Origin of the sequence: Litchfieldella qijiaojingensis (assembly GCF_014651875.1) — a bacterium.
GTDB lineage: Bacteria > Pseudomonadota > Gammaproteobacteria > Pseudomonadales > Halomonadaceae > Litchfieldella > Litchfieldella qijiaojingensis.
In genome coordinates, this window is record NZ_BMXS01000004.1 from 213,844 (window position 1) to 236,545 (window position 22,702).

Below are 22,702 nucleotides of genomic sequence, written 5' to 3' on the forward strand. Positions count from 1 at the left end.
GCGCGATGAGACTCGCTGCTACAGGCATGCAAATCGCGCAATGAATTGCGCTCCCACCTGAATATCGCCTTCAATCTTTCAACATGGCGGATGAGTATCCGTTTGATATCGAGACAACCATGACCGACCAGATCCAACGCTTCCTTTTCGACGATACCAACGTGCGGGGTGAGATCGTCACCCTGGAAGCCGCTTACCGGGAAGTGCTCGACAAGCACGCCTATCCGGCGCCGGTCAATCGCCTCTTGGGCGAGTTGCTTTCGGCCGTGGCGCTCCTCACCGAAACGGTCAAGCTCGACGGCACCCTGAGCATGGAAGTCCGTGGTAAGGGCCCCGTGTCGCTGCTGATGGCTGAATCCAATCCAGGGGGCGAATTGCGTGCCATCGCCCGGTTGTCCGAAGCACACGACTTGCCCGGCGACACCGCTGGTTTCCGTGAATGGCTAGGCGATGGCCAGATCGTGATCACGCTCGATCCGCAGGAGGGTAACCGGTACCAGGGCATCGTCGCGTTGGATGCCGATGACCTGGCCTCATGCCTGGAAGATTACTTTTCCCGTTCCGAGCAGTTGCCCACCCGTTTGTGGCTCACAGCTGACGGCCAGCGAGCCGCTGGGCTGCTGTTGCAGCAACTGCCCAATGATACGGCCAACAAGGATCCTGATGCTTGGGACAGAACCGTGCATCTGGCTTCGACGTTGCGTGATGATGAACTGCTTCGTCTCAAGCAACGCGAGCTGCTGTTCCGGCTTTATCACGAGGAAGTCATCCGGGTCTTCGATCCCAAGGCGTTACGCTTTGGCTGCACCTGCTCGCGGGAACGCATCGTCCAGGCACTCTACAACCTGGGGGCCGATGAGCTGCGTGAGATCCTCGAGGAACAGAAGGCCATCGACACCCAATGCCATTTCTGCAATACCCGCTATCACTTCAATGCGGCCGAGATCGAGGCGTTGATCGAGTCGCCGGATTCACCTGCACCGACCGTGCACTGAGACAAGCTGCGGGCTTCGAGCGGCGAGCTACGAGCAGTTACGGATAGCTAGGGGCTGCCCGAAGCCCAGTTAGTCAAATTACGGGGAGAGCCAAAAAATTGCGCCGTGTAGTAGGAAAACTACAAGAAAATCCGCTAACTTCGGCGTTTTCCAATAGCGTGCTTTTTGCCATAATGGCCCCCCTTACTAGGAGCTCGGTCAGATACCTTCCTATTATCAGAGGCGAGATCACTCGCCCGCGTCTACCGAGCGCAGTGCCATCGCCCCGGCGTCGAACGACACACGGGTTAACGAGAGAGAATCGGCCACCAGGCCCAGGACAACGACATGACCACGACTCACGCTGCCGCCCAGGCTGACACCGTCACGGGTACCGCTAGCCCCAACGTTTTCACCAACCTGTGCAATGCCGAGCTGATCGAACGCGCCGTCCTGCGAGGGGAGGGGCATCTGGCCGCCAACGGCGCCCTGGTGGTGAATACCGGCCAGCGAACCGGTCGCTCCCCGGCGGATCGTTTCATCGTCGATGAGCCTTCCACGAGCACCCATATCGACTGGGGCAGCGTCAATCGTCCCTTTCCGGCCGACAAGTTCGATGCCCTATGGGCCCGCGTCGATGACTACCTGAGCGAGCGTGATCGCTTCGTCTCGGAACTGCATGTCGGAGCCGATCCCAGCCATTACCTGCCGATTCGCGTCAACACCGAGACCGCTTGGCACAACCTGTTCGGACGCACCATGTTCGTTCGTCCGGAGGCCTACAACCCCGCCGCAAAGGACGAGTGGATCATCCTCAATGCCCCGAACTTTGTCTGTGAGCCGGAACGTGACGGTACCAACTCCGAGGCGGCAGTGATTCTCAACTTTGCCGCGCGCAAGGTGTTGATCGCCGGCATGCGATATGCTGGTGAAATGAAGAAGGCGATGTTCTCGGTACAGAACTTCCTGCTGCCAGCGGTCGACGTGCTGCCCATGCACTGCAGCGCCAATGTCGGCGAAGACGGCGAAACCACGCTGTTCTTCGGTCTCTCCGGTACCGGCAAGACCACGCTGTCCGCCGACCCTGCGCGTTACCTGATCGGTGACGATGAGCATGGCTGGGGAGAAGGCACCGTGTTCAATGTCGAGGGTGGTTGCTATGCCAAGTGCATCGATCTCTCCGAGAAGAACGAACCGGTGATCTGGAAGGCTATCAAGTTCGGTGCGGTGCTCGAGAACGTGGTCCTCGACGACCGTCGCGAGCCGGACTACGCCGACGACAGCCTGACCCAGAACTCGCGTGCCGCCTATCCGCTGGAACATATCGACAAGCGGGTCGCCGAGAACCGTGCCGGCGAGCCCAACGCCATCATCTTCCTGACCTGCGACATGAGCGGCGTGTTGCCTCCGGTTTCCGTGCTGTCCAAGGAAGCCGCTGCCTATCATTTCCTGTCCGGCTACACCGCCAAGGTTGGCTCGACCGAGATGGGCTCCTCGAGCGGGCTGGAAGCAACTTTCTCGACCTGCTTTGGGGCACCGTTCTTCCCGCGTCCGGCCCGTGAATACGCCGACCTGCTGATCAAGCGCGTCGAGGCTTACGGGTCGCGAGTGTACCTGGTCAACACCGGCTGGACCGGTGGCAGCTACGGCCAGGGCGGCTCACGGTTCTCGATTCCCACGACTCGCGCCATCATCAGTGCCATCCAGTCCGGTGCGTTGCGCGATGTCGAGACCCGTACCATCGAGGGGTTGAACCTGGAAGTACCGGTGGCCGTGCCTGGCGTCGAGACTCGACTGCTCGACCCTCGTGAGACCTGGGACGACAGCGCTGCCTATGATCGCCAGATGGCGGAGCTGGTGGCCAAGTTCGTCGATAACTTCAAGAAGTTCTCCGGGGTCGACGAAGCCATTATCGCCGCGGGTCCGCGCCTGCACTGAGGCTTCCCCTTCACGAACCCTATCGCTTGCGAGCGGTCGAAACGGGGTGAGTCGCGAGACTCGCCCCGTTTTCGTGGTATTCATGATTGCCGGCATGTCGAATCGCATCAATGGAGACCCGTCATGAAACGTCGACACTTTCTCGGCCTATTGGGTGCCGGAGGCTTGGCAGGCTTGTTGCCCGGCGTCGTGGCGGCAAGGCCCAAACCGGATATCCAGCGCGCCGAGGGCCTCGAAGTGCTAGAGCTATCCGATGCCGAGTGGCGTGAGCGCCTTACGCCCGAACAGTACGAGATCCTGCGTAACGATGGCACCGAGCCGGCCTTTTCCAGTCCGCTGGACAAGGAAACCCGAGCAGGTGAATACCGCTGCGCGGGCTGCGATCTGCTGCTGTTCACCAGTGCCATGAAATACGATTCGGGCACCGGCTGGCCGAGCTTCTTCGAACATGTCGAGGGGCACCTACTGACCCAGGTCGATTACAAGATCATCTGGCCGCGTACCGAGTACCATTGTGCACGTTGTGGCGGTCATCAGGGGCATATCTTCGAAGATGGGCCCGAACCCACCGGGCTGCGCTGGTGCAACAACGGCCTGGCACTCAGATTCGTGCCGGCTAGTGCCTGAAGCCTTCGATGATATGCTGCGCCAGCCCATCGATGGCAGGGGAGTGCGCACCCGGGGCGCGTAGCAACACGATCGAGGCGTCAGGCAACGGCGGAAAACCATCCTCTTCACCGAGAATGCGCATGCCCGGCGTGAACAGGCTCCTCATCCATGCCGAAACGGCCAACCCTGCGACACTGTTTCATCTTGACGCAGTATCTCGCCGATCTCGTGTCCCACCTCTCGGGTCACGATGCTTAGGTCGAGGCTGCCTTTCTGACGGTTCAGCAACTCGGAAGAGGGTGCGCACTGCACCTCCACGTCCACCAGTGGCCAGGTTTCGGAGAAGGACTTGAGAATGCCGGGCAGGAAGCGCATCACGTAATCATCGGGCACCCCGATCCTGACTCGTCCCACCATGTCCGGCTGGCGCAGCATGTTGAGCGCCTCCCCATGTAGTTCGAGGATCCGACGCGCATAGTTAGGGGGAACTGAATCATTCAGTGTTTCCCTGGATCACGGAAACTCACTGACGGGGCGGCGCCGTTGCGAGGTTTGTGATACCTTGTCGCCAACTTTCGCTGGTTGAACGTCAAGGATTTCATGGACGCACAAGCCAAGATCATTGCCCGCCTCGCCGAGGAACTCGTCGTTCGCCCCCAGCAGGTGGCCGCCACGGTGGAACTGCTCGACGGCGGGGCCACCGTGCCCTTCATTTCCCGTTACCGCAAGGAGGTCACCGGCGGTCTCGACGATAGCCAACTGCGCCATCTCGATGAGCGGTTGAGCTACCTGCGTGAGCTTGAGGACCGCCGCGCGGCGGTCCTCGCTGCCATCGACGAACAAGGCAAGCTCACCGATGAGCTGGCTGGGCTGATTCGCGATGCTGACACCAAGCAACGCCTGGAAGACCTCTATCTGCCGTATCGCAAGAAGCGTCGCACCAAGGCGCAGATTGCCCGCGAAGCCGGCCTCGAACCGCTGGCCGATGCGTTGCTGGCCGACCCGAGCCTCGATCCCGAGACCGCGGCGCAGGATTATCTGCGTCCGGCGGAGGGCGACATCCCGGCCATCGAGGACACCAAGGCCGCACTGGATGGCGCCAAGCAGATCCTCATGGAGCGCTTCGCCGAAGACGCCGAACTGGTCGGGCGCCTGCGCGAGCGGCTGTGGGACGAAGGCCAGCTCAGTGCCCGGGTGATCGACGGCAAGCAGCGCGAGGGTGCCAAGTTTTCCGACTACTTCGAACACGACGAGCGCCTGGCCAAGACTCCTTCGCACCGGGCGCTGGCAATGTTCCGCGGTCGCAACGAGGGCGTGCTGTCGCTGTCCATCAAGCTGCCCGGCGAGGACGAAGCGCCGCGTCATCCTGGCGAGGTGGCTATCGCCCAGCACTTCGATATTCGCGATGAGGGGCGCGCTGCCGATCGCTGGCTGAAGGAGGTGGTGCGCTGGACCTGGCGGGTCAAGCTCTACACTCACTTGGAAACCGAATTGATGGGCCGCCTGCGCGAACGTGCCGAGCTGGACGCCATCGAGGTCTTTGCCGCCAACCTCAAGGACCTGCTGCTGGCCGCGCCGGCTGGTCCCAAGGCGACCCTGGCCATCGACCCCGGTCTGCGCACCGGCTGCAAGGTGGCGGTGGTCGATGCCACCGGCCAGTTCCTGGATCATGCCACCATCTACCCGCACGCGCCGCAGAACCGCTGGGACGAGTCGCTGGCCGTTCTCGCCAAGCTCGTCGATAGGCACGATGTCGAGCTGGTTGCCATCGGCAACGGCACCGCCAGTCGCGAGACCGACAAGCTGGCCGGCGATCTGGTCAAGGCCATGGCCGGCAAGCGTCGTCTGGCCAAAGTGATGGTCAGCGAAGCCGGCGCCTCGGTGTACTCGGCGTCGGAATATGCCGCGCGCGAATTCCCCGATCTTGACGTCACCATTCGTGGCGCGGTGTCGATTGCCCGCCGCCTGCAAGATCCGTTGGCCGAATTGGTCAAGATCGAGCCCAAATCGATCGGTGTAGGGCAGTACCAGCACGATGTTTCCCAGGTGCAGCTCTCGCGGAGCCTGGAAGCGGTGATCGAGGACTGCGTCAACGCCGTGGGCGTCGATCTCAACATGGCCTCCAGCGCGCTGCTTTCGCGGGTCTCTGGACTCAATCCGGGGCTGGCCGAGAATATCGTCGCCCGTCGCAACAGCGAGGGCGCCTTCAAGACCCGCAAGGAACTGCTCGATGTCAGCCGGCTGGGGCCCAAGACCTTCGAGCAGTGCGCGGGCTTCTTGCGCATCATGAACGGTGACAACCCGCTGGATGGCAGCGCCGTGCACCCCGAAGCCTACCCCGTGGTGGAGCGCATCGCCGCCCGTGGCGGGCGCGAGGTCGCCAGCCTGATCGGTGACAGCGGCTTCCTCAAGCAGGTCAAGCCAGCCGATTTCGTCGACGACACTTTCGGTGTGCCGACCATCAGCGACATTCTCAAGGAACTCGACAAGCCCGGCCGCGACCCGCGTCCCGAGTTCCGCGCCGCCGAATTCCGTGAAGGGGTGGAAAACATCAAGGACCTCGAGCTCGGCATGGTGCTGGAAGGCAGCGTGACCAACGTCACCCACTTCGGTGCTTTCGTCGATATCGGCGTTCACCAGGACGGTCTGGTGCACATCTCGGCGCTGTCGGATAAGTTCGTCGAAGATCCGCGCACCGTGGTCAAGGCCGGTGATATCGTCAAGGTCAAGGTGATGAGTGTCGATCTGGAACGTGCACGGATCGGCCTGTCGATGCGCCTGTCCGATGAACCAGGGGAGTCGCGCGGGGGCGGCGAGCGTGCCGGTGCCAATGGCAGCGGGCAGCGTAAGGGGCAACGCAAGCCTCAAGGCAAGGGACCGCGGGGCGATCAGGACGGCGGTCAGCTAGGTGCGTTGGGGGCAGCGCTGCTACAGGCGCGAAAAGGGAAATGATGGCTACGTGCTGCGGGCAGTTTGCAGAGGGTTCGAAACCAACGACAATCCTTCTCGAAGCTCGAAGCTCGAAGCTCGAAGCTCGAAGCTCGAAGCTCGAAGCTCGAAGCTCGAAGCTCGAAGCTCGAAGCTCGTACCTTGAAAGGCGCCGGCTAGCCACCATAATCTGACATTTACCCGAAAGCGCCGGCCCGGGCCGCGCTAGCTCTTCAAGACCGAGGCGGCCGTGTTTCGATAGCCGCTTCCATGACATGGGGTGTTCACCTTGTCCGAGCAACTCGCCACCGTTATTCAGCGGCTCAAGGGGCCGGCCCGCCAGGGACTGATCGGCCGCTTGCGGCGCGGCATCGAAAAGGAAGGCCTGCGTGTCGACTCCACGGGGCGGATCGCCCAGACGCCGCACCCCCACGCGCTGGGCTCGAAGCTGACCCATCCGCACATCACCACCGACTACTCGGAAGCGCTGCTTGAGTACATCACGCCGGTGTACTGTCGGCCCATGGATGCCATGGCGTTCCTCGGCGACCTGCACCGCTTCACCTACCGTCATCTCGACGATGAGTGGATCTGGCCGGCCAGCATGCCGGCGCGCCTGAACGGCAACGACAGCATACCGATCGCCGATTATGGCACCTCCAATGTCGGCACGATGAAGCACGTTTACCGCAAGGGGCTGGACGTGCGCTACGGTCGTATCATGCAGGCCATCGCCGGTGTGCACTACAACGTCTCATTGCCCGACAACGTCTGGATAGTGCTGCGCGAGTTGGACGGGCAGGGCGATACCGCCATGAACGACTATCGCTCGTCGCGCTATTTCGGCCTGATCCGCCATTTCCGTCGCCATAGTTGGTTGCTGATGTACCTGTTCGGCGCCTCGCCGGCACTCGACAAGAGCTTTCTTGGCGACTCGCCGACCCCCGACAAGCTCCGCGAACATGCTCGTCGCACGTTGGTTTCGCCTTATGCCACCAGCCTGCGCATGTCGGATCTCGGCTACCAGAACAAGGTCCAGGCCCAGCTCAAGATCTGTTTCAACTCACTGTCGAACTATGTCGGCACCCTGCGCCATGCCATTTCCACACCCTGGCCGGCCTACGAGCGACTGGGGGTCAATGTCGATGGCGACTGGCGTCAGCTCAATGCCAATATCCTGCAGATAGAGAACGAATACTACAGCGACATACGCCCCAAGCGCGTCGCCCGGCACGACGAGACGCCCAGCCAGGCGCTCGAGTCGCGCGGTGTCGAGTACATCGAGGTTCGTTGTCTGGACCTCAATCCCTTCTTGACGCTGGGCATCGACGAAACCCAGATGCGCTTCCTGGATACCTTCCTGATGTGGTGCCTACTCGCCGACAGCCCCTGGATTCCCGACGAAGAATGCGACCGCCTCGACGATAACCGTGCCTTGGTGGTCGAGCGCGGTCGTGATCCGGCGCTGAGCCTGTCGGTCGATGGCACCGAACGGCGTCTTGCCGAGTTGGGGCATGACGTGTTCGCCGAGCTTGCCCAGGTTGCCGAACTGCTGGATATCATCGAGGGTGGCACACCACATGCCGATGCGCTTGCTGCGGTGGCTCCGCGCCTCGACGATCCGCGTCTGACTCCATCGGGTCAGATGCTGCTGGCGCTGGAGGAGCGTGGCGACGATTTCGTCGACTACATGCTCGAGCTTGCCCGCGACCAGGCCGTCAAGCTGCGTGACGAGCCTATCAATCGAGCCCGAGATGCCCTGTTCAGCCAGCTAACCGAAACCTCGCACCAACAGCAGGGCGATATCGAGGCGGCGGATATCGAGAGCTTCAGCGACTTTCTCGAACATTATTTCGCCCGGGCCCGTGAGCCCCGTGTGACGAGCAAGGAGGCCGTCGGCCGATGACACCAGTAACAACCCTTAGCGTGCGGCAATGGAGTATCGCCGGCCTGTTGTTCTGTGCCCTGATGATGGGGGTGGCGCTCTACCTCGAGCATGTCATGGGGCTCGAGCCCTGTCCGCTATGCATCTTCCAGCGGGTCGGGGTGCTGGCCACCGCCGCGGTACTGCTGGTGGCCGCCATCCACAACCCACGAGGCCGCTGGGGAGCCCTGTATGGGGGGCTGGGGGTGCTCAGCGTCGCTGGCGGGATCGGCGTGGCAGGGCGTCATCTATGGCTGCAGTCCCTGCCGCCCGACCAGGTACCGAGCTGCGGCCCGAGTCTCGACTACATGATAGATGTCCTGCCCATGCGCGAAGTGCTGGTGCATGTGTTTTCCGGTTCTGGCGAGTGCGCTTCGATCGACTTCCTGTTCCTCGGCGTGTCGCTGCCTGGTTGGACGATGGTCGGCTTCCTGGTGCTGGCGTTGGCTCCCTTGGGCATCTTGCTGCGCAGTTTTCGTGGCACGTCTTCAAGCTGAACCGATCCTGCAAAAGTTCTGGTGCGATCGGGATTGACAGCGCGCTCCAGTCGAGTGAGTCTGTCAGTCCCCCCTTCGATCGAGGACGATCGTCGGGGTAGATGACGAGCTAGGGAGGCGCCCATGCTGGAAGATTGCAAATCCGCGCTGGAACGCTGGGGTGGCGTACACCAGTTGATAGATCGCTGGCTGGATCAGCGCCGGGAGATGCTGGTGAGTTTCGTCGAGCTGAAGGAGGCGTGCGATGTCGAGCTCGATGCGGTCGAGAAGGCGCAGATCGATACCTTCAGCGAGCTGTTGATGGATTACATCAGTGCCGGTCATTTCGAGATCTACCCCCAGTTGCGCGAGGAAGCCAAGGCCTTCAGCGACGACGAGGCGCTAGTGATCGCCGAAAAGCTGCTCGAGCGGCTGGAGATGTCCACCGAACTGGTACTGGCCTTCGATGCCGACTACGCCTCGCCCACTCGTTGCCAGCATTACCTGTCGCGCCTGCCGGCCTGGCTCGATCGGCTGGGCAAGGGGCTCACCGAGCGCTTCGCCCTGGAGGACCAGTTGATCGGCCGCCTCCATGCCGCCCATTCGCCTCCCCCCGGCGCACAGGCCGCTATCCGGAGCTCTTCGCCCACCACTTGATGGGCCGGCCTGACAGCTGGATCGCCGCCACGGCGGCTCCTACAGGAAACTGTGCCACCGTCCCCCTTGTAGGAGCGCCCGTGGGCGCGATGGCCATGCCACCCAAGCCGGCCTGACGGCCGGATCGCCGCCACGGCGGCTCCTCAGAAATGTGCCACCGTTCCCCTTGTAGGAGCGCCCGCGGGCGCGATGGCCATGCCACCCCAGCCGGCCTGACGGCCGGATCGCCGCCACGGCGGCTCCTACAGAAATGTGCCACCGTCCCGCCTTGTAGGAGCGCCCGCGGGCGCGATGATCATGCCTCAACGACTCTTGAATAGCCGTGCCCCCAGCACCAGCATGCACGGCGTCAGCAGCAGCGTCAGGCCGGTGGCGAAGGTCAGGCCACCGGCAATGGCACTGGAAAGTTGGGTCCACCACTGAGTTGAGGGCGCGCCGATCCCCAGCGATGGTTCGAACAGGTTGACGTTGACGCCCAGTACCATCGGCATCAGTCCCAGTACTGTAGTGACAGCAGTGAGCAGCACCGGACGCAGGCGCAAGCCGCCGGCTTCCAGTGCCGCATCCGTCGCGGACAGACCTTCACGACGTAACTGATTGTAGGCGTCGATCAACACGATATTGTTGTTTACCACGATACCTGCCAGGGCGATGATCCCCATGCCGACCATGACGATGCCGAACGGCTGGCCGTTGATCAACAACCCGAGCAGCACGCCGGCGGTGGAGAAGACGACCGCCGAGAGGACCAGCAGGGCCTGGTAGAGACTATTGAACTGGGTGACCAGAATCAGCGCCATCAGGAACACGGCGACCAGGAAGGCGGAGATCAAGAACCGCGAGGCTTCCTGCTGTTCCTCCTGTTCGCCGGCGACATTGACCAATACGCCGTCCGGCAGCGAATCGAAGGCATCCCTGAGTACCTGCAAGCGTTCGTCGGGTTGATACCCTTCGGCTACATCGGCCTCCAGTGTAATGGCGCGACGACCATCGATGCGCTGCAGGCTGCCGACCTTGGGAGCCGGCTCGAGTTTGACGAAATGACTGATCGGCACCTGGCCGCGCGGCGTGTTCAGGGTCAGGCGACCGAGCTGGTCCAGCGAACGCCAGCTTTCCGGCAGTCGCACGCGAATATCCACCTCATCGGCAACCCGAGCCGGGCGGTAGCTGGTGACTTGCAGGCCGGTAGTCACCAGTTGCACCGCGCTGCCGACACTCGCGACATCGGTACCGAAGCGCGCTGCCGCTTCACGATCGACCTTCACCCGCCACTCCACGCCGGGCAGGCTGCGATTGTCCTCGATGTCGCGAAAACCGCCCAGGCGGCCCATCGCCTCACGCAGCCGGTCGACCGCCTGCAGGGTCTGCTCCATGTCCACGGCACTGACCTCCAACTGGATAGGCTTGCCGGCTGCGGGCCCTGCCTCCTGCTGACGGAACTCCAGCACGATGCCGGCCAGCTCCTCGGTGCGCCGGGCCATGTCCGCGAGTATCTCGCGGGCCGGGCGGCGCTGTTGCCAGTCGATCAACTGAAATTGCAGAACGCCGATCACATCGGGTCCGAGCTGAAGCTGCTCGCCGGAACCCGCAAAGGAGCGCGCATACAGCGCCTTGACCTCGCTCATGCCGGACAGACGTCTCTCGACTCGCTTGACGATGGCATCCTTCTCGTACACCGAGTAATCGCCGCGTGCCCGCACCAGCACTTGGGCACTATCGGGCTCGACACTGGGAAAGAACTCCACGCCATGGTTGAAACGGGCATAGCCGACATAGATCAGCGCCATCAGGCCGAGGGCGGCGAGCAGGGTGGTGCCGGGCTGGCTCAGTAACCGGCCGAGCAGACGACGATAAGCGCGCCCTCCGGCGGTGACCACGAGCCGGGCACGCTCCCGGGTCACTCCGCGGCTGAACACCGACCCCAGTGTCGGCAGGAAGATCAGCGCCATGGCCAATGACGCCAGCAGTGACAGGATCACCGTGGCCGGCAGGTATTTCATGAACTCGCCGACCACGCCGGGCCAGAATAGCAGGGGGACGAATACCGCCAAGGTGGTAGCGGTGGAGGAGATGACCGGCCACGACATGCGCGCGGCGGCATTGGCCCAGGCATCCCGAGGTGGTTGACCCACGCGCAGATGGCGGTCGGCCAACTCGCTGACCACGATGGCTCCGTCCACCAGCATGCCGGCTACCAGGATCAACGAGAACAACACCACGATGTTGAGCGTATAGCCGATCGACCAGATCAGCAGGATGCCGGTGAGAAAGGCACCGGGGATAGTCAGGCCCACCATCAGCGCGGAACGTATCCCCATGGCGGCAACGAGCAAGATCAGCACCAATACCACGGCGGTCAGCACGTTGTTGAGCAGGTCCGAGAGCATGTCCTCGACTGTCTGAGACTGATCCAGGATGGTGGTCACCTCCAGCTCAGCCGGCAGCAGCGACCTGGCTTGGTCGAGCACGGCGCGTACCGAGTCGATGGTGGCGATGATATTGGCACCGGCGCGCTTGCTGATTTCCAGTACCAGGGCTGGATGGCCGTTGATTCGGGCGAAACCCTCGGGGTCCTTGAACGTCGGGTGGATGTAAGCCACGTCACCGAATGTCACCACCTGGTCGCCGTCGACCTTGACCGGTATCGCCATGACATCCTCGAGGCTTTCGATTACTCCGGGCACCTTCACCGCCATGCGACCGGCACCAGTGTCCAGGCTGCCGGCAGCCACCAGTCGGTTACTGCGCGATATCTGTTCGAACAAGGTGCTGAAGTCGACGTTGTAGCTGCCGAGAATCAGAGGGTCGACAACGATTTCCAGCAGGTCTTCGCGCTCGCCCCCGATATCCACCTCCAGTACCTCGGGAATCCCTTCGATTTCTTCCTTGAGCCGGCGTGCCACCGCCAGTAGTTGATTATCCGTCAGCGGTCCCGACAGCCCGATCGACAACACCGGGAACAGCCCCACATTGACCTCGACGACACGTGGTTCGTCGGCTTCCTCGGGTAGTGAGCCCTTGGCGATGTCGACCTGTTCACGCACGTCGGCCAGCGCTTGGCGGGGATTGAAGCCGGCATCGAATTCCAGGATCACCGAGGCATGCCCCTCGCTGGCCTGGGAGGTCATCTTGCTGACCCCTTCGATGGCCCGCAGCTCCTGTTCCATGGGGCGGACCAGCAGCCGCTCGCCGTCTTCCGGGCTCACCCCTTCCAGCGTCATGGAGACATAGATCGTGGGGATGGTGACGTCGGGGTTGGCCTCCTTGGGAATGACCTGATAGGCCGCTGTGCCAGCGATCAGGAAGAAGATCAGCAGCAGCAGGGTGGTGCGTGAGCGATCGAGGGCGGCGAGGATCAGCGTGCGCATCGATCAGTGTCTCTCGGTATCGCATTCGGCGGTCGGCCTGCCGGCGGCCAGCATGGTGCCCTCGCCAGGGATGGTATCCGGAGCCGCAGGCACTGCCGCAACGCAGTCGCCGGCTTCGACAAAACCGCCACCCAAGGTGATCAAGCGTACCCGTCTGGGCAGTCCCCCGACCCAGGCGCGGTGGTTGTCAGTGGACAGCAGGGTCACACGCTGGAACTCGACGCGATTGTGCTCGTCGAGTGTCTTGACACCTAGATGGCCGGCACCGTCGAGCACCAGCAGCGCCGGTGAAAGCGTGTGTGCCTGGCGTTCGGGAAGCGTGATGTTCAGCGTGGCGCTGGCGCCGCCCAGACGGCGGCGATCGGGGTTGTCGGCCTGCGCCTCGATGGTGAAGGTGCGTGTGCTGGGGTCGGCGCGACTGGAGACATAAGTCAACTCACCGTTTAGTTGACTGCCATCCAGCAACGTCAGGCGCACCTCGAGGCCAGGATCCAGTGCCAGGGCATCGCGTTGGGAAACGGAGGCCTGGGCCTTCAAGCGTTGGTCGTCGATCAGCAGTGCGTAGTTCTCGCCGCTTTGCAGCACATCGCCTTCTTCGATGTCCAGGCGATCGATTCGGCCGGCGAACGGCGCTTTCGGACGCGTATGCGACAAGCGCTGGCGCAGGTTTTCCACGTCGGCTTCGGCCTCGGCGACCGCACTGATCATGCGTAACCGCTCGGTGTCCGAAATCAGGTCGCGTGCGCGCAGGCGCTCGGCACCGGCCAGTTCGGCGCGAGCCAGCCTCAGATCGGCTTCGGCGTGCTCCAGTTGGGCAGGCAAGTCTTCCTGATCCAGGCTTAGCAGCAGATCGCCTGCGGCCACTTCCTGTCCTTCCTCGACGGCCAGCGACGTTACCTGGCTGCTGGCGAGGGAGCGTAGCGCAACCTCTCGCCATGGCATGAGCTGGCCCTGGGCGACCAGCGAGGGACGATAGGGTTCCTGGGTGCTCAGCCGGACTTCAACACGCGGCAACGGGGCGGGAGCGAGCGGTTCGGCTTCCGGTGCTTCGGCCCGGAAGCGTTGCAGGTCGCCGAAGGCCAGCCACAACAGCAGGGCCAGCCCGCAACTGGTGGCCAGTAGAAAGGACAAAGAGGGGCGACGAAAAGCCATGGGCCTTCCTAAGGCGAGTTGGCGATGTCAGGCGGCCCCCAGCATAACCCAGCTGCGAGCTTGTCGCATTGTCATGGGCGAAAGCCCGTCGCCCCGGCCAGGGCCGGGGCGACGAGGAGGTTTGGAGCAGGGGAGAGTGTTATGACATCAACGCGGTGGCCGCCGGGCGTTCCAGGTCGGTCAGCGGGACTTCTCCAACCAGCAGGTCGCGTTCGAAGGCTTCCTTGTCGATGGCAAAGCCAAGGAATTCCTGTGCCAGGTACAGGTCTTTCTCGGCATTGCCCAGGCAACTGGTGCCGCCGGGCGAGGGGGTCATGTTGAAGACGATGCCGCTGCCCGGGTTGATCTTGGCCTCGCCCATGACGAGCTTACGCTTCTCCTTGTCGATCAACTGCGGACGCACACCGCCGAAGCCCTTGGCGAAGCTGACTTCCTTGACGGTCAGGCTGGGCACGATCTTGCGGATGTCCTTGAGGAACAGGCGCTCGCGCAGCCAAGGCACCTCGAACAGAAAGTTCTTGAAGATATAGCGGCGGATGTCGCGTACCCTCATCAGATCCCACAGTGCCTTGATCACATTGCGATCCAGGCGCAGTACCTTGAGGAACTCGAAGAAGGTCTTGCCGTTGTAACGCTCCAGCAACGGCAGCATCAGCGCAGTGGGACCGAAGCGCGTCTTGCCCTCCACCAGTACGTCGGGGTCGCCGTGCACGGCGGCGAACGGCAGGTTCTCGTTCTGCACGGTGTAGACCTTGCCGTTGAGCACCTGGGGCGTGAAGTAGAAGGAGCCGGCCATCGGCAGACAGGACTTGTCCCGGCCATAGCCCATCCTGTGGGCGAATAGTAGCGAATGGCCGCCGGCACTGACCACCACGTAGCGCGCCGTCAGGGTGCCCTTGTTGGGGGTCTTGACCTTGAACAGGTCGCCCTCCTTGCGGATGTCCTCGACCGGCGTGGAGAGATGCACGTCGAAGGCCATGCCCTTGGCTTCGGCGCTTTTCTTGCCTTCCTCGACGAAGGCTTCGGAGAGGGTGGTGTAATTGACCGCCGTATACTCGTCGGTGGAGCCCATGGCGACGATCGGCACTTCCGGGCGGCGACCTTCCACCAGCTTGGGTTCGAGCTCGGCAATGTCGTCGCGCTCGAGCAGTTTCATGCGCGGGAACAGTTCCTTGAACCGACTGTAACGGTCGCGCAGGAACTCGCATTCCGTCTTACCGACGCCCAGCACCATCTTCGGGTACTTGTAGACGATCTTGTCGCGCACCTCGGGCGCCAGCTTGGTCGCGAAATTCACCACCATGCCCGCGGTGCGCTTGGTCACCTTGGCCTTTTCCAACGTGTAGTTGGTTTCGATATCGCCACAGTGGATAGTCTGGCTGTTGTTGCGGCCGTGGGAGTTGACGATCGCCACGTGATCGTACTTCTCGACCAGACCGATAGCCTTGAGGTCGGTGTAGCGGCCCAACTCGTAAAGAAGGGCGGTGCCGGAAACACCACCTCCCACTATCAGGACATCATAGGTCGGTGTGGACATGGATGTTCTCGCTTGCCTGGGTGCGGGACAAACCCCCCGAGGGTTACCCGGAGGCCCTGAATCTGACGGCGAGGGTGGTCTGCCGACAGGTTCGCTGTGTGTCGGATGGGGGCATTATAGCGGTTTCGTCGCCAAATAAAATCCATACCAAAGCTCGACTTTATGTCTAATTCATTGGCTATAAGGAAAACCTTGGGCTAGGGATAAAACAAAAACGCCATGAAAATCAGTGCGATAGCGTCGATTTCATGGCGTTGAAACATGGTGCAATGCAATATGAAAAATTTCTTCCTGCCGACGAAAGAAGGACGCTGCGCGGTCACGAGCTGCGAGCTACGAGCGACGAGCAGTTTGCGGAAGGTTTAGAGGCAACGACAATTCTGTCCGAAGCCCGAAGCCCGAAGCCCGAAGCCCGAAGCCCGAAGCCCGAAGCCCGAAGCCCGAAGCCCGAAGCCCGAAGCCCGAAGCCCGAAGCCCGAAGCCCGAAGCCCGAAGCCCGAAGCCCGAAGCCCGAAGCCCGAAGCCCGAAGCCCGAAGCCCGAAGCCCGAAGCCCGAAGCCCGAAGCCCGAAGCCCGAAGCCCGAAGCCCGAAGCCCGAAGCCCGAAGCTTCAGCGCAAACTGATGATCTTCCAGCCTCTGGCCTTGGCTTCCTGGCGCAGCGCCTCGTCGGGATCCACCGCCACCGGGTGGTCGACCCGCTCGAGCAGCGGTATGTCATTGTGTGAGTCGCTGTAGAACCAGGCGTCGTCCAGTGTCAGGTGGTCCTTGTCGGCCAGCCACGCTTCCACGCGCGTGACCTTGCCTTCGCGATAACTGGGTGTGCCGGAAACGCGGCCAGTATAGCGACCGCCGACGACTTCCGGCTCAACGGCGATCAGGTGGTCGACACCCAGTCGCTTGGCAATGGGGTCGGTGATGAAACGATTGGTCGCGGTAACGATCAACAAGGTATCGCCGCGCGTTCGGTGGCGGGCCAGCAGCTCCTCACCTCGGGGCAGGATGTTGGGCTCGATCTTGCTGATCATGAACTGCTGGTGCCAGGCGGCCAACTGCTCCGGGGTATTGTCTGCCAATGGCTTGAGCGCGACTTCCAGGAAGGCGTGAATGTCCAGGGTGCCGGCCTCGTAGTCGCGCAGGAAGCGTTCATTGGCCTCGCGATAGCTGACGGGGTCGACGGCGCCTTGCTCGAGCAGGAACTCGCCCCAAGCATGATCGCTGTCAATGGAGAGCAGGGTGTTGTCGAGATCGAAGATGGCCAGGCTCAAGGCTGTCCCCTTGCATCTGTCGGTTTGTGTCGGTCATGTTGCATGGTTGGCGGGAGAGTATGGCAGAAAGGGCAATTCGCTACGAGTCTCGGGCCGCGAGAGACGAACATCGGGAATAATGATTCGCAATGTGGCGCTCGGAGCCCATAACTCGTGGCTTGTGTTGATGCGCTTTCCAGCTTTGTGGAAAAATGTCAGCAATAATGGATTCTTTAAGGTGAGGTCCGTGATCGACGCTGACGGCTTTCGCCCTAATGTTGGCATTATTATTGCCAACCGTCAGGGCCAGCTGCTTTGGGCGCGTCGGGTAGGACAGAATGCTTGGCAGTTTCCTCAGGGAGGCATCAAGGCAAACGAGACACCACAACAGGCCCTGTACCGAGAGCTTGAAGAGGAAATCGGCCTTACGGCAGCCGATGTCGACGTGCTGGCTTGCACCCGGGGGTGGCTACGCTACCGTCTGCCACGACGCATGGTGAGAACGCATTCGCGGCCGGTTTGTATCGGCCAGAAACAAAAATGGTTTTTGCTCGAGATTCGCTGCCAGGAGAATCGGATCTGCGTGGATACCACCGCCAAGCCGGAATTCGACGGTTGGCGCTGGGTCAGTTACTGGTATCCCCTGGGGCAGGTAGTGCCTTTCAAGCGAGAGGTCTATCGCCGAGCCTTGCGCGAGCTGGCGCCACGTGCTCAACGGTTGGCACTGGGAGACGAATGAGCTCCCGCCAGTGGCAAGATTTTTCCAGCCATCATAAGAAGACAAGCTATGCTCGATGTTCTTCGTCGCATCGTACAAGAAGTCAACGGGGCGCGTAATCTGAATGCCGCCCTGTCGACCATGGTGCGTCGTATTCGCAAGGCCATGCGGACCGATGTCTGCTCCTTTTACCTGTTCGATACCGAGCGACAGCGCCTGGTGTTGATGGAAACCATTGGCCTGCATGCGCAGGCGGTGGGACAAGTGTCTCTACGGCTGGGGGAGGGCCTGGTAGGATTGGTCGCCCAGCGCGAGGAGCCGCTCAACCTCGAGGATGCCCAGGGCCATCCGCAGTTTCGCTACTTCGCAGAGACCGGCGAAGAGCGCTTTTCCAGTTTCCTTGGCGTGCCGATCATCCATCAGCGGCGCATGCTTGGTGTGCTGGTCGTCCAGCAGCAGGACAAGCGACGGTTCGACGAAGGCGATGAAGCCTTTCTGGTGACCATGGCAGCGCAATTGGCCGGGGTGCTGGCCCATGCGTTGGCCACCGGCGCGCTCAACCGGCCCAGTCGTGATGTCGGGCAGGCGGTGTTCACCGGCGTGGCGGCCTCGCCGGGCATGGTCATTGGCGAAGCGTTGGTGATCGCTCCACCGGCCGATCTCGACAACGTGCCCGACCTGATTCCCACCGATATCGACTATGAGATCCAGCGCCTGAAGGATGCCATCTACCGCGTGCGCGACGAGATCCGTGCCGCTGGGGAACGCCTTGCAAGCCGCATTAGCGCCCAGGAGCTGGCACTGTTCGAAGTCTATCAGCAGATGCTTGGTGAGGCCGCGCTGGCGCAGGAGGTCGAGAAGCGCATTCGCGAGGGGCAATGGGCTCCGGGAGCGCTGGCCGACGTGGTGCGTCGCCATGTGCAATATATGGAGCGGGTCGACGACGACTACTTGCGCGAGCGGGCGGCGGACGTGCGCGATCTAGGGCGGCGGGTGCTGGCGCATCTGCAGGAAGAGAGCCAACAGACACCGGATACCTTTCCCGAACGTACTATCCTGGTCGGTGACGAGATCAGCGTGGCGACGCTTGGCGAGGTGCCGCGCGGCAAGCTGGTAGGTCTGGTCTCGATTCGCGGCTCGAGCACTTCGCACGTGGCGATCCTGGCCCGGGCCATGGGAATTCCCACGGTATTGGGCATGGTCGATCTGCCCTTGCCGCGTCTCAATGGCGCGCCGGTGATCCTCGATGGGCACCGTGGTCGACTGTTCGTGCGCCCCGACGAGGAGCTGAAAAGCCACTACGAGAGCCTGATCGCCGAGGAAACGGCGCTGGCCGAGGTGCTCGAACACGAGCAGGACCTGCCCAGCCGTACACCGGACGGCCACGACATGCCGTTGATGGTCAATACCGGCCTGGCGGTGGACGCGGTGGCCTCGTTGAAGACGCGCATCAGCGGTGTCGGGCTGTATCGCACCGAAGTGCCGTTCATGATCACCGAGCGATTTCCCGGCGAGCAGGAGCAGACGCGTCTCTACCGTGACCAGCTCGAGAGCTTCGCCCCCTTGCCGGTGGTGATGCGCACCCTCGATATTGGTGGCGACAAGGACTTGCCGTATTTCCCCATCGACGAGGCCAACCCCTTCCTGGGCTGGCGCGGCATCCGTGTGACCCTCGACCACCCCGAAGTGCTGATGGTGCAGCTCCGCGCCATGCTGCGTGCGTCCCAAGGGCTGGACAATCTACAGATCCTGCTGCCGATGGTGACCAATGTCGACGAAGTCGATGACACCCTGAAGCTGATCGAGCGTGCCCAGGCCGAACTCGCTGAAGAGGATGTGGTGGTCGAGCGCCCCAAGATCGGGGTGATGCTCGAGGTGCCGGCCACACTCTACCAACTCGAGCAATTGGCCGCGCGAGTCGATTTTTTCTCGGTGGGTAGCAATGACCTGACCCAGTACCTGCTGGCGGTGGATCGCAACAATCCGCGTGTGGCCGAGCTCTACGATGCCTGTCACCCGGCGGTGTTGGCCGCCTTGGCGCGCTTGGCCCAGGAAGTCGCTGCCCTGGACATGCCGACCTCGGTCTGTGGTGAGCTGGCTGGTGACCCTGCCGGTGCCCTATTGCTGATGGGCATGGGCTTCGATGTGCTGTCGATGAACGCCCCGAGCTTGCCGCGGGTGCGCGCCGCCATTCGCCGCGTGCCGCTTGCCTCGGCCCAGGCGCTGGTGTGCGAAACCCTGCGCCTGGCGACACCCGGCGAGGTGCGTGCGCATCTCGCCGAGCGCATGGGTGAATGGCAGCTTGATCACTTGTTGCCGCCGAAAGACTGACGGCGCCACCGAGTCCGTATCCAGGCACCAAGGCCATGTTGGAGCGGCCGTGGCCGCGATGACCATTCCACTCAGGCCGGCCTGACGGCCGGATCGCGCAGAAAATCTGCGCTCCCACGAGGGCGGGGGCTGGCGATGTTGCCGTGGTGGGAGCGCAGCTCCGCTGCGCGATGAATGCGACAGCATTCCGGGAATGCCGACCTGACGGCCGGATCGCGCAGAGCATCTGCGCTCTTACGAGGGCGGGGGCTGGCGATGTTGCCGTGGTGGGAGCCTTTGCGGAGCGTTGTGGCCGCGAAGGTCGTGGCACCCAGGCCGGCCTACCGTCATGGTACCTGCAGCGTCGTTTCTCCCTGTGGATCGCCGCCCGGTCCGTAGCGCCGTTCGCCGATCTCTGCGCTGCCGTCGGCGTACCACGTCAGCCAAGTCATGGCTCGGGTGCCGTAGTCGTCGCCGATGATGAAGAGTGGCGACAGGCGTCTTTCCAGTTCCTCACCGACGCCGGTATCCGGCAAGCGGTGCGGCTCCTCGGTCGGTCGGCTTTCGCTCATCGCTCTCAGTGCGGCGCGGGGCCAGTCGCCGCTATTCAGGCTGTGGGCCAGGCCTTGGCGGGCCAGCTCCACCTTCGGCCAGGGGCTGTCCAGGTCGCCGTTGGAGATGCCGTGGGTGCCCGGTGCGACCGGGACCAGATGGATCGACTCGCGACCGCGATGCAGATGCCACAGGCCATGCGAATCGCCGGCCAGCAGGTTGAAGCCGGCATAATGGCTCGCCTGGTGCTTGGCCAAATCGTCCAGCCAGACATACAGGTCGTCGCATTCCAGGGCTTCGCGCACCAGATGGCCACGGCTGGGAGCATCCGACGGCACCTCGAGTCCCGGGTCGCGGACGTTGGTGACTGCCGCGAAGCGGCCACGACGGTGTAGCGCCAACCAGGTGCCACCGGCCTGCAGGTCGCGGCCACCAACGATATCCGGAGCGTCCTCCCAGATACCCAGGGCAGCGCTGGGACGGGCATGGAACTCGTCGCGGTTGGCCACCAGGCGCAGGCGCACTTGATGATCGGGGCGGTAGTCGAAAGCGATCAGGCACATGGGCGCCACTTTAGCCTGATGTGAAGCTCGCGAAAAGTACGCCGGCTTGGGTGGTATAACCATCGCGCCCACGGGCGCTCCTACAAGGGGGACAGTGGCACAGCTTCGTGTAGGAGCCGCCGTGGCGGCGATCCAGCCGCCAGGCTGGCTTACGCGGCATGGCCATCGCGTCCACGGGCGCTCCAACATGACTTTGGTGCCTGAGTGCAGGCTTGGTGGGAGCTCAGTTTACTGAGCGATTGGCGCCGACAGGCGCCCCTTAGCCGCCATCGACCATGACAGATGCCCCTCGGTCAACGTACACTCATTGCCATCATCGACCGATCACAGGGACGATAATGCGAGTCGAGAATCGCACGGAAAGCCTCTGGCGCACGCTCATCTGGCCTACCTTATGGCCCTTGTTGCTGGTGGAGGCCGGGTTGGTCGTGCTGTGCGTGCTGGCCGGGCTGGTGCTGTGGCAGTCGGCGATGCCGGTACAGCAGGCTTGGCGCTCCCTGATCTGGCTGATGCTGGCGCTGATGATGGGAACTGGGCTGATCGTGGCGACGTTCCTGATGCTGTTGCGCCACCGTCTGCAACGTTGGGAGATCTCGCTTGGGGTGCCCTATGAGCGTCTGGAGCGAGCGCTGCGCGAACTGCACAAGGAGCTGCCCCCTTGGCTCAAGTCGCGGCGATTGATTCCCGACAGGCCTGCTGCATCGGGGCTGGTCGAGCGCCTCGAATCCCTGCTCGATGGCTTGGAGACCCTGCTGGCCCGGTTCGCCGAACGCCCCCACCTGATGCAGATGGTGGAGCGTCTGTCGCGGCCGGCGTTCATCGCTCATCACGGCTGTCTCGCCGTTGCCAATAGCGCCTTCGAGCAGGTGATCGGCCGTTCGCTGAACGAGCTGCGCGGCCTTGATCTGCAATACCTGATGCGTCACGACGACGATGGCGAGGGCAGTGACATCGTCAGGCTACATGACAGCAAGGGTGCCTGGTGGACCTTTCGCCTGGCCTCTCTGGAAGATCGCAACGACCATACCTTGGGGATTCTGGAAGACGTCAACAGCCAGCAGCAGCGCCTGGCAAAGTTGACTCTCTCGCGGGACCGGGCGCGTGAGGAGTCGCGTCTCAAGTCGACATATCTGGCGCTGTTGCAACGCGAGCTCGATAACCTGATCCGCGACCTGGCGCAACATGTCGAGGCCTGCCGTTCGCCGCAGCAGTATGATGTACTGCGTGAGCGTCTCGCCGACCTGGCCACCCTGGTAGCCAATCTCAGCGGCCCCGAGCCCTCCGAACCCAATGACACCTCCTTGATCGGCGATAACGAGACGGCCAAGGGGAATTCCTTGGCAACCGGCCGTGCCAGAATCCTGATCGTGGACGATGGGCCAGTGAACACCATGTTGGCGCAGCGGGTGCTCGAGGCCAAGGGGTTGGTCGTGGCCACTGCCCAGAGTGGCGAACAAGCCCTGGAACTGGCCGAGAGCGAGCACTATGACCTGGTGTTCATGGATATCTTCATGCCCGACCTCGATGGCGTTGAAACCAGCCGCCGCTGGCGGCGCCGTGAGGGCGAACGGGTCATAGCCAACCCTAGCGTGCTGGTGGCGCTGACCGCCAATGCCAGCGATGCGGACCGCGAGCGTTTCTTTGCGGCGGGCATGGACGATTACCTGTCCAAGCCCTATCGACCCCAAGCCTTGATCGAGATTGTCGAGCGTTGGTTGCCGGACGCCCTGGAGGATGTGCGGCGTTGACCG

The 22,702-nt window shown here is 62.7% G+C and carries 16 protein-coding genes and 1 pseudogene; 11 read left to right on the plus strand and 6 right to left on the minus strand.

The window, feature by feature from the left end:
- The first annotated feature begins 119 nt into the window (after nucleotides 1–119).
- From hslO to msrB, 3 genes are all read left to right on the plus strand, one after another.
- Nucleotides 120–995, plus strand: a complete 876-nt coding sequence (hslO, locus tag IE093_RS06675; protein WP_189467434.1) for an Hsp33 family molecular chaperone HslO — start codon at nucleotides 120–122, stop codon at nucleotides 993–995.
- Nucleotides 996–1,322: 327 nt separating this feature from the next.
- Nucleotides 1,323–2,912: a phosphoenolpyruvate carboxykinase gene (locus IE093_RS06680; protein WP_189467435.1), complete on the plus strand. Its 1,590-nt coding sequence runs from the start codon at nucleotides 1,323–1,325 to the stop codon at nucleotides 2,910–2,912.
- Nucleotides 2,913–3,035: 123 nt separating this feature from the next.
- Nucleotides 3,036–3,539 (plus strand): peptide-methionine (R)-S-oxide reductase MsrB, encoded by a 504-nt coding sequence (gene msrB / locus IE093_RS06685; protein ID WP_189467437.1) that lies wholly within the window; start codon nucleotides 3,036–3,038, stop codon nucleotides 3,537–3,539.
- A 144-nt stretch (nucleotides 3,540–3,683) separates the two neighbouring features.
- Here msrB and IE093_RS22870 read toward each other — a convergent pair whose 3' ends face one another.
- Nucleotides 3,684–3,956 (minus strand): LysR substrate-binding domain-containing protein, encoded by a 273-nt coding sequence (locus IE093_RS22870; RefSeq protein WP_229803313.1) that lies wholly within the window; start codon nucleotides 3,954–3,956, stop codon nucleotides 3,684–3,686.
- 165 nt (nucleotides 3,957–4,121) lie between these two features.
- On the opposite strand from IE093_RS22870, the gene IE093_RS06695 reads away from it, so the two are divergent.
- From IE093_RS06695 to rsd, 4 genes are all read left to right on the plus strand, one after another.
- The gene (locus IE093_RS06695; RefSeq protein WP_189467439.1) at nucleotides 4,122–6,473 is read left to right on the plus strand and encodes a Tex family protein; all 2,352 of its coding nucleotides are present in this window, start codon (nucleotides 4,122–4,124) and stop codon (nucleotides 6,471–6,473) included.
- Between the two features lie 256 nt (nucleotides 6,474–6,729).
- Complete coding sequence (gene gshA, locus IE093_RS06700) at nucleotides 6,730–8,355, plus strand: glutamate--cysteine ligase (RefSeq protein WP_422730965.1); 1,626 nt, start codon at nucleotides 6,730–6,732, stop codon at nucleotides 8,353–8,355.
- Complete coding sequence (locus IE093_RS06705; protein ID WP_189467443.1) at nucleotides 8,352–8,870, plus strand: disulfide bond formation protein B; 519 nt, start codon at nucleotides 8,352–8,354, stop codon at nucleotides 8,868–8,870. Before gshA ends, IE093_RS06705 begins: the two co-directional genes overlap by 4 nt.
- 123 nt (nucleotides 8,871–8,993) lie before the next feature.
- Nucleotides 8,994–9,506, plus strand: coding sequence for a sigma D regulator (gene rsd, locus IE093_RS06710; RefSeq protein WP_189467445.1), 513 nt, complete (start codon nucleotides 8,994–8,996; stop codon nucleotides 9,504–9,506).
- A 302-nt stretch (nucleotides 9,507–9,808) separates the two neighbouring features.
- Here rsd and IE093_RS06715 read toward each other — a convergent pair whose 3' ends face one another.
- From IE093_RS06715 to IE093_RS06725, 3 genes are all read right to left on the minus strand, one after another.
- Nucleotides 9,809–12,874, minus strand: a complete 3,066-nt coding sequence (locus IE093_RS06715; RefSeq protein ID WP_189467447.1) for an efflux RND transporter permease subunit — start codon at nucleotides 12,872–12,874, stop codon at nucleotides 9,809–9,811.
- Nucleotides 12,875–12,877: 3 nt separating this feature from the next.
- The gene (locus IE093_RS06720) at nucleotides 12,878–14,026 is read right to left on the minus strand and encodes an efflux RND transporter periplasmic adaptor subunit (protein ID WP_189467448.1); all 1,149 of its coding nucleotides are present in this window, start codon (nucleotides 14,024–14,026) and stop codon (nucleotides 12,878–12,880) included.
- Nucleotides 14,027–14,165: 139 nt separating this feature from the next.
- A complete protein-coding gene (locus tag IE093_RS06725; protein ID WP_189467449.1) occupies nucleotides 14,166–15,563 on the minus strand; it encodes an FAD-dependent oxidoreductase in 1,398 nt (465 codons plus the stop codon).
- 283 nt (nucleotides 15,564–15,846) lie between these two features.
- Between IE093_RS06725 and IE093_RS22875 the strand changes: the two are divergent.
- Nucleotides 15,847–16,119 (plus strand): annotated as a pseudogene (locus tag IE093_RS22875) (hypothetical protein); the annotation flags it as partial.
- 53 nt (nucleotides 16,120–16,172) lie between these two features.
- Here the strand turns inward: IE093_RS22875 and IE093_RS06735 are convergent.
- Nucleotides 16,173–16,829 carry a histidinol-phosphatase gene (locus IE093_RS06735; RefSeq protein ID WP_189467450.1) on the minus strand — a complete coding sequence of 219 codons (657 nt, stop codon included), beginning with the start codon at nucleotides 16,827–16,829 and terminating at the stop codon, nucleotides 16,173–16,175.
- A 226-nt stretch (nucleotides 16,830–17,055) separates the two neighbouring features.
- Here IE093_RS06735 and IE093_RS06740 point away from each other — a divergent pair, with 226 nt between their 5' ends.
- Nucleotides 17,056–17,547 (plus strand): RNA pyrophosphohydrolase, encoded by a 492-nt coding sequence (locus tag IE093_RS06740; protein WP_229803315.1) that lies wholly within the window; start codon nucleotides 17,056–17,058, stop codon nucleotides 17,545–17,547.
- A 48-nt stretch (nucleotides 17,548–17,595) separates the two neighbouring features.
- Complete coding sequence (ptsP, locus tag IE093_RS06745; protein WP_189467451.1) at nucleotides 17,596–19,857, plus strand: phosphoenolpyruvate--protein phosphotransferase; 2,262 nt, start codon at nucleotides 17,596–17,598, stop codon at nucleotides 19,855–19,857.
- Nucleotides 19,858–20,183: 326 nt separating this feature from the next.
- On the opposite strand, the gene IE093_RS06750 is transcribed toward ptsP, so the two are convergent.
- Nucleotides 20,184–20,951: an NRDE family protein gene (locus IE093_RS06750; RefSeq protein ID WP_189467452.1), complete on the minus strand. Its 768-nt coding sequence runs from the start codon at nucleotides 20,949–20,951 to the stop codon at nucleotides 20,184–20,186.
- Nucleotides 20,952–21,289: 338 nt separating this feature from the next.
- Here IE093_RS06750 and IE093_RS06755 point away from each other — a divergent pair, with 338 nt between their 5' ends.
- Nucleotides 21,290–22,699, plus strand: a complete 1,410-nt coding sequence (locus IE093_RS06755) for a response regulator (RefSeq protein ID WP_189467453.1) — start codon at nucleotides 21,290–21,292, stop codon at nucleotides 22,697–22,699.
- The last annotated feature ends 3 nt before the right edge of the window (nucleotides 22,700–22,702 follow it).

Bases quoted from the DNA above. Each gene is read 5' to 3' on its own strand.
- IE093_RS06695 (WP_189467439.1), top strand. From the start codon at position 4,122: ATGGACGCACAAGCCAAGATCATTGCCCGCCTCGCCGAGGAACTCGTC.
- IE093_RS06750 (WP_189467452.1), bottom strand. From the start codon at position 20,951: ATGTGCCTGATCGCTTTCGACTACCGCCCCGATCATCAAGTGCGCCTG.
- IE093_RS06725 (WP_189467449.1), bottom strand. From the start codon at position 15,563: ATGTCCACACCGACCTATGATGTCCTGATAGTGGGAGGTGGTGTTTCC.
- IE093_RS06715 (WP_189467447.1), bottom strand. From the start codon at position 12,874: ATGCGCACGCTGATCCTCGCCGCCCTCGATCGCTCACGCACCACCCTG.
- ptsP (WP_189467451.1), top strand. From the start codon at position 17,596: ATGCTCGATGTTCTTCGTCGCATCGTACAAGAAGTCAACGGGGCGCGT.
- hslO (WP_189467434.1), top strand. From the start codon at position 120: ATGACCGACCAGATCCAACGCTTCCTTTTCGACGATACCAACGTGCGG.
- rsd (WP_189467445.1), top strand. From the start codon at position 8,994: ATGCTGGAAGATTGCAAATCCGCGCTGGAACGCTGGGGTGGCGTACAC.
- IE093_RS06720 (WP_189467448.1), bottom strand. From the start codon at position 14,026: ATGGCTTTTCGTCGCCCCTCTTTGTCCTTTCTACTGGCCACCAGTTGC.
- msrB (WP_189467437.1), top strand. From the start codon at position 3,036: ATGAAACGTCGACACTTTCTCGGCCTATTGGGTGCCGGAGGCTTGGCA.
- IE093_RS22870 (WP_229803313.1), bottom strand. From the start codon at position 3,956: ATGCTGCGCCAGCCGGACATGGTGGGACGAGTCAGGATCGGGGTGCCC.
- IE093_RS06680 (WP_189467435.1), top strand. From the start codon at position 1,323: ATGACCACGACTCACGCTGCCGCCCAGGCTGACACCGTCACGGGTACC.
- IE093_RS06755 (WP_189467453.1), top strand. From the start codon at position 21,290: ATGCGAGTCGAGAATCGCACGGAAAGCCTCTGGCGCACGCTCATCTGG.
- IE093_RS06705 (WP_189467443.1), top strand. From the start codon at position 8,352: ATGACACCAGTAACAACCCTTAGCGTGCGGCAATGGAGTATCGCCGGC.